Annotated in this window: 7 protein-coding genes; 1 reads left to right on the forward strand and 6 read right to left on the reverse strand. The window is 71.4% G+C overall.

Annotated features, from left to right (window positions below; all coding sequences use genetic code 11):
• The 6 genes from APY03_RS42435 to fliF form a co-directional block, all read right to left on the reverse strand.
• Positions 1 to 582 (reverse strand): hypothetical protein (locus tag APY03_RS42435; RefSeq protein ID WP_198161242.1); only part of this gene is annotated, 582 nt, incomplete at its 3' end.
• A 10-nt stretch (positions 583 to 592) separates the two neighbouring features.
• Entirely contained in the window at positions 593 to 1,048 is a 456-nt protein-coding gene (gene fliJ / locus APY03_RS11895) for a flagellar export protein FliJ (protein WP_068677045.1), read from the reverse strand.
• Positions 1,049 to 1,068: 20 nt separating this feature from the next.
• The gene (gene fliI, locus APY03_RS11900; protein ID WP_068677054.1) at positions 1,069 to 2,469 is read right to left on the reverse strand and encodes a flagellar protein export ATPase FliI; all 1,401 of its coding nucleotides are present in this window, start codon (positions 2,467 to 2,469) and stop codon (positions 1,069 to 1,071) included.
• Entirely contained in the window at positions 2,469 to 3,242 is a 774-nt protein-coding gene (gene fliH, locus APY03_RS11905) for a flagellar assembly protein FliH (RefSeq protein WP_068677055.1), read from the reverse strand. Before fliH ends, fliI begins: the two co-directional genes overlap by 1 nt.
• On the reverse strand, positions 3,229 to 4,224 hold the full coding sequence (fliG, locus tag APY03_RS11910) for a flagellar motor switch protein FliG (protein ID WP_068677058.1): 996 nt from the start codon (positions 4,222 to 4,224) through the stop codon (positions 3,229 to 3,231). Before fliG ends, fliH begins: the two co-directional genes overlap by 14 nt.
• Positions 4,221 to 5,918 carry a flagellar basal-body MS-ring/collar protein FliF gene (gene fliF / locus APY03_RS11915; protein ID WP_068677059.1) on the reverse strand — a complete coding sequence of 566 codons (1,698 nt, stop codon included), beginning with the start codon at positions 5,916 to 5,918 and terminating at the stop codon, positions 4,221 to 4,223. Before fliF ends, fliG begins: the two co-directional genes overlap by 4 nt.
• Positions 5,919 to 6,184: 266 nt before the next feature.
• Between fliF and fliE the strand changes: the two genes are divergently transcribed.
• Positions 6,185 to 6,505 carry a flagellar hook-basal body complex protein FliE gene (fliE, locus tag APY03_RS11920; RefSeq protein WP_068677060.1) on the forward strand — a complete coding sequence of 107 codons (321 nt, stop codon included), beginning with the start codon at positions 6,185 to 6,187 and terminating at the stop codon, positions 6,503 to 6,505.
• Positions 6,506 to 6,545: the final 40 nt, after the last annotated feature.

The following is a 6,545-nucleotide window of genomic DNA, read 5'->3' on the forward strand; positions in this document are numbered from 1 at the left end:
GGGGGGCTCGGAACTGGCCGCGGCCGGCATGCCAGGCAGCGCGAAGCCTTTGTCGGCCAGGGCGCCGGAGGTCGCAGCCGTCGTTGTCATGTCCACGTCCGGGCCCGTCGGTGGCGCCTTGGCATCCTGGCGTGCGCCTTGGTCCGCGGCGGGAGACGCATCGGCGTCGGGCGTCGATGCGGCAGCGGCCGTTGCGGCGAGCGATGGGTCCTGGGGCGGCGCCGAGCCTGCCGCGGGCAGCACCGTGCGGCCCGTGCCGGTGCCCGCGCCGCCCGCCGCGGTGGGCGACGGCGCCGTGGCCAGGACCTGGGGCGCGAACAGCGCGATCGTCAGCAGCTCGGAGCCCGGCTCGTCCTTGCGCCCCATGTGGCGGTTCGGCTTGTGGGGCGTGGCCGCGCCTTCCGCGCTGGCCGCTTCCGCGCCGTCCTGCGCGCGGCGCGTGCCGGCGCGCGAGCGCTCCAGCACGGCGCCGAAGCTGCTGCGTGCGTGCTCGTCCGCTGCGGCGCGGCCCCGCGCGCCGGAGGCGGCGGCGGCCTGCGCCGGGCTCGCCGGGAGGGTGGCGGAGGGAATGAAGGTGGGCATGGCGGTTCCTCTAGAAATTCGGTTGGGCAGCGCGGTCGATGAACTTGCGCGCCGCGCGCTCGTCGCTGTCGCGCTGCTCGCGCTTGGCCTGGACGGCGAGTTCCTGGCGCCGCAGGCGATCGGCCAGCGTGTCGAAGGAGTTGAGGCGTCGCGCCTGGTGCTGCCAGTCGCCGCGCCCGCGGTCCAGCCGCAGCCCGGCCTGCTTGGCGATGGCGCGCTGCTGCTCGATCGCGCCGTCCAGCGTGCCCAGGAAGTTGTTGAAGTTGCGCCATTGCGAGGCGGGCAGGCCGTGCGCCATCAGCGACTGCAACTGGTTGGCGTAGTCCTGGCGGTACTGCAGCAGCAGATCGAGCTTCTGGTGCGCGCTGACCTGCGCGGTCTGCAGCACGCCGAGGCGGCGCGCCGCTTCTTCCTTCTGCTTGCGGGCCAGTTCCTGCAGGGTGTCGAGGGGGAGCTTCTTGGACATCGTGAATTCCTTCGCCGGCACTACTCGAACAGGCCGGCCATTCGCGCCACCGAAGCCGCGTAGTCGGTGCGTTCGTCCATGCCCTGCTGGAGGAAGGCCTCCAGCTTCGGATGCAAGGCAATGGCCTGGTCCAGCTGCAGGTCGTGCCCGGCCGCGTAGGCGCCGACGCTGATCAGGTCGCGGTTGCGCTGGTAGCGCGACAGCATCTGCTTGAAGCGTCGCACCGCGTCGAACTGCGATGGCGGGATCAGTGCCGTCATCGCGCGGCTGATGGATGCCTCGATGTCGATGGCCGGGTAGTGCCCGGCCTCGGCCAGCGTGCGCGACAGCACCACGTGGCCGTCGAGAATGGCGCGCGCCGAGTCGGCGATCGGGTCCTGCTGGTCGTCGCCCTCGGAGAGCACGGTGTAGAAGGCGGTGATCGAGCCGCCGCGGCCCTGCGCGTCGCGTGCGCCGTTGCCCGCACGCTCCACCAGCGCCGGCAGCTTGGCGAAGACCGAGGGCGGGTAGCCCTTGGTCGCGGGCGGCTCGCCCACCGCCAGCGCGATCTCGCGCTGTGCCATGGCGTAGCGGGTGAGCGAATCCATGATCAGCAGCACGTCCTTGCCCTGGTCGCGGAAGTATTCGGCCAGGCAGGTCGCATAGGCCGCGCCCTGCAGTCGCAGCAGCGGCGAGTTGTCAGCGGGTGCGGCAACCACCACGGCGCGCGCCAGGCCTTCCTCGCCCAGGGTGTTCTCGATGAAATCCTTGACCTCGCGGCCGCGCTCGCCGATCAGGCCGACCACGATCACCTCGGCGCTGGTGTAGCGCGCCATCATCCCGAGCAGCACGCTCTTGCCCACGCCGGAGCCGGCGAACAGGCCCATGCGCTGGCCGCGGCCGACGGTCAGCATCGCGTTGATGGCGCGCACGCCGGTGTCGAGCACCGAGTCGATGGGCGCGCGGGTGAGGGGGTTGATGGGCGGTGCCGACAGCGGCACCTTGCGCGCGATGTCCAGCGGGCCCAGGCCGTCGAGCGGGCGGCCGACGGCATCGACCACACGCCCGAGCATGCCCTCGCCGACCGGGAGGCGCTTGCCATGCGCCTCGTCGCCTGCCGTGGCCGAGCCGGGACGCGCGAACACGCGTGCGCCGGGGATGAGACCGGCCACCTCGCTCTGCGGCATCAGGAACAGGCGGTCGCCGGCGAAGCCGACCACCTCGGCCTCGGCATGGCGCTGGGGATAGCCGGGCGGCAGTTCGATCAGGCAGTCGCTGCCCACGGGCAGCTGCAGGCCGACGGCCTCCAGCACCAGTCCGACGGCGCGCGTGAGGCGGCCGGAGTGGGTGACGGTGGCGGCGGTGCGGTTGACCTCCACGCGCGCCTGCGCGAGCGTGCCGAGCCAGGACTTCAGATGCGGGTTGGCGGTGGCGGCCGGCATCAGAGCTCCGCGGCGTCGATGTCACGGCTCAAGGCCGCGGTCACGCTCTTCCAGCGTGTTTCCAGGCTGGCATCCATCTCGCCGCTGGCGGACTGCACGCGGCAGCCGCCGCGTGCCAGCGTGTCGTCGGGGCGCACCTGCCAGCCGGCGATCTGCAGCTCGTTGCCCAGGCTGTTCTTCACCAGCGCCACGTCGTCCGGATGCAGCAGCAGGCGCGGCTCGCCTTGCAGCGCGGGCTCGGCATGCAGCAGGTCCTGCACCAGCGGCAGCACCCATTCGGGCTCCGCGCGCAGCGTGCGGTGCACCACCTGGCGCGCCACGTCCATCGCGAGTGTGAGGATGGCGTCGGCCAGTTCGCTCTCGGCCCGGCGCAGCGCGGCCGGCAGCGTGGCGGCGAGGGCGCGCAGCTGCTCGGCATGGGCGCTCGCAGCGGCAAGACCCGCGGCCAGCCCTTCCGCGTGGCCTTCGGCGCGGCCCTTGGCCAGGCCCTCGCGGTGGCCTTCGGTGCGGCCTTCGGCACGCGCCTGCAGCCGCAGGCGGGAAAGCTCGTTGTCGCGCGCCAGGACCTCCGGGTCCACGCGCGGAACGACCAGGGCCTGCACGTTGCCGTGCGCGGCATCCTCGTTTTCGAGCGTGCCCATTTCCCAGCGCTGCCAGGCCGACAGCGAGGGCTTGGCGGCCTGGGGTGCGGCGGCCGGCCGCGCGGGCGCATAGGCCGCGGCGAGCCGTGCGCGCGACGCGGGGGCGGCGGCTGTTTGCTTAGACGAAGTCATCGGTTCCCGGGGCGGCGATCACGACCTCGCCGGCATCGGCAAGGCGGCGCACCACTTGCAGGATGGCCTTCTGCTCGGCTTCGACCTGCGAGACCCGCACCGGGCCGCGCAGCTCGATGTCCTCGCGCAGCGTCTCGGCGGCGCGCTGCGACATGTTCTTGAGGAACTTGTCGCGCAGCTCCTGCGTGGAGCCCTTGAGCGCGACGATGAGCGACTCGGATTCGATGTCCTTGAGCAGGCGCTGGACGAAGCGGTCCTCCAGGTCCAGCAGGTTCTCGAAGACGAACATCTCGTCGACGATGCGCTGCGCCAGGGTCTCGTCGTGCTCGCGCACGTGGGCGATCGCCTCTTCCTCCTGCGCAGTGCTCATGAGGTTGACGATCTCGGCCGCGGTGCGAACGCCGCCCAGGCGGCTGCGCTTGAGGCCTTCGCCCGAGAGCATCTCGGTCAGCACGTCGGTCAGCTCGGCCAGCGCCGCGGGCTGCACGCCGCCGAAGGTGGCCACGCGCATGATCACGTCGTGGCGCAGGCGCACCGGCAGCTTTTCCAGCACCTCGGAGGCCTTCTTGCGGTCGAGGTGGACCAGCAGCGTGGCGAGGATCTGCGGGTGCTCGTCGCGGATCAGCTCCACCACCTCGCCGGCCTCCAGGTCGTTGAGCCGCTCGATGCCGCCGTGCGGCTCGTCGGGCTGCAGGATGTCCTCGAGCAGGTTGCTGGCGCGGTCGTCGCCCAGCGACTTGCGCAGCACCGCGCGGATGTAGCTGCCCGAGCCCAGGTGCAGGGCGGAGAGCTGTTCGGTCTCGAGGCGGAATTCCGCCAGGACGGCTGCCAGCTCCTCCTTGGACACCTGGCTCAGCTTGGCCATGGCGGCGCCCAGCGCCTGCACCTCGGTGGTGGGCAGGTGGTGCAGCGTGGCGGCGGCGCGGTCCTCGCCGAGGGACATCAGGAGGATGGCGGCCTTGCGTGTTCCAGCATCGCTCATGGGTTCATCCAGTGCTTGATCAAGGTGGCGACGAGCCGCGGGTCCTGCTCGGCGGTCTGCTGCACGTAGTCGAGGTCGGCCTGGCGGCGCTCGGCTTCGCGCTGGAGGGCGCTCAGGTGGGCGGCGCCGGCTTCGTCCTCGGCATCGATCGCGGCGCTCGCGGGTGCCGGTTCGGGTGCCGCCGCGGGCGGCGGCGCCAGGTGCTTGCGCAGCAGCGGCCGGAACACGGCAAACCAGGCGAACAAGGCGAGCACGCCGAGCAGCAGGTACAGGCCGATGCTCCTGGCGAGCTCGATGTTGGCCGGGTCCTTCCAGAGGGGCACCTCGGCCTGCGGCTCGTCCTGGCCGTCGCGGGCGAAGGCGCTGTTGAGCACGTTGAGCGAATCGCCGCGCTCCTGGCTGTAGCCCATCGCCTCCTTCACCAGGTTGCGGATCTGCTCGACCTCGGCCGGCGTCAGTGCTCGCGCCTTGCCGTCGGCGCCGGGCAGGTGGTTCACCACCACCGCCACCGACAGGCGCTTGATCCCGCCGGCGCCCTGCTGCACATGGCGGATGGAGCGGTCGAGCTCGTAGTTGGTCGTCGTGTCCTTGCGCGAACTGCTGGGGCCGCCCGGCGCAGTGCTGGTGGTTGCCGTCGTGGTGGTGGCGGCGCCCGGCGGCGTGGCGCCGTTCGCCGGCGCATTGGCCGGCCGCGGCGCGATGATCGGCGCGCCGGGATTCACCGGCGGCTGGTTCGACAGCGCGCCCGGCACGCCGCCAGGGGGCGTGGCGCCGAGCTGGGCCGACTCGCTGGATTGCTGGCTGCGCACCGCGGCGTTGCGCGGGTCCTGGTTGGGCGCGAACTTCTCCTCGGTGCGCTCGACCACCGAGAAGTCGATGTCGGCCGCGACCTGGGCGCGCACATTGCTCGCGCCGAGGATGGGCTGCAGGATGGCCTCGATGCGGCGGATGTAGCCCTGCTCGATCTCCTGCGCGTACTTGAGCTGGCTCACGTCGAGCCCGCGCGCGCCGGCGTTGGCAGTCGACAGCAGGTTGCCGCGCTGGTCCACCACCGTCACGCTCTTGGGGTCCAGCTCCGGCACGCTGCTGGAGATCATGTGGACGATCGCGCTGACCTGGCCCTCGTCGATGCCCCGGCCACGGTGCAGGCTCAGCACTACGGAGGCGGAAGGCTTCTTCTGCTCGCGCACGAATAGCGAGGGCTTGGGCAGCGCGAGGTGCACGCGGGCCGATTCGACCGTGCCGATCGACTCGATCGAGCGGGCCAGCTCGCCCTCCAGTCCGCGCTGGTAGTTGACCTGCTCGGCGAACTGGCTGGTGCCGAACTTCTGGTTGTCCATCAGCTCGAAGCCCACGCCGCCGCCCTTGGGCAGGCCCTGGGCCGCGAGCTTGAGGCGCACTTCGGGCACCTTGTCGCCGGCGATCAGGATCGCGCTGCCGCCCTCGGCGAACTTGTAGGGCACGTTCATCTGCGCCAGCGAGGCGATGATCGCGCCGCCGTCGCGGTCCGAGACGTTGGTGTAGAGCACCTTGTAGTCGGGCGCGCGGCTCCACAGCATGAAGGCGGCGGCGACCGCGACCAGGGCTGCGGCGCCGACGATCAGCGGCAGTTTGGGCTGGGCGCGCAGGCGTTCCAGCAGCGGCGCGCCGGCCGCCGCCGGCATCGCGCCAGCGGGCATTGCCGTGCTGCTCATGCTTGAGCCCCGGCCATGGCGCAAGCCAGGAGGAGCGGGAGAAGTCGTCGAGGAGGATTCATGCCGTTGAAGTCGCGAGCAGCCTTTTTGTTTCGCGATCGATTCTCGGCAGCGGGCGTGAAATCGATTGGCCGAACAGCCGGGGTTTTCGCCGTCAGTTGGGGCCATCTCTTTCGGGTCGCCGCGGTTACGCTGAAGACACGCGGGAGTGCCACGTCCCTTCCATGGCAAGCCCACTGTCTCCAGGAATTAAGAAAAGGTTCTACATGTCCACCTCCGCCATCGAATCCGTGCTGCAGCAGATGCGGGCCACCGCGCTCCAGAGCGGCATCGCGCCGCGCCCCGCCGCCGAGCCGCGCCCGCAGGCCGGCTTCGCCGCCGAGCTGAGGCGCTCGCTCGAGGGCATCAGCACTGCGCAGAACAGGGCCTACGGCCAGGCCGAGGCCTTCGAGCTCGGGCGCCCCGGCGTCGCGCTGAACGACGTGATGGTCGACCTGCAGAAGGCCAACGTGGCCTTCCAGACCGGCCTGCAGGTGCGCAACCGGCTGGTGGCCGCCTACCAGGAAGTGATGAGCCTGCCTGCATAAGCTCGCCCCCAGGTTGGCTCACTTCGTGTAGCCGCCCACC

It is taken from the genome of Variovorax sp. WDL1 (assembly GCF_001541225.1).
Lineage (GTDB): Bacteria > Pseudomonadota > Gammaproteobacteria > Burkholderiales > Burkholderiaceae_C > Variovorax.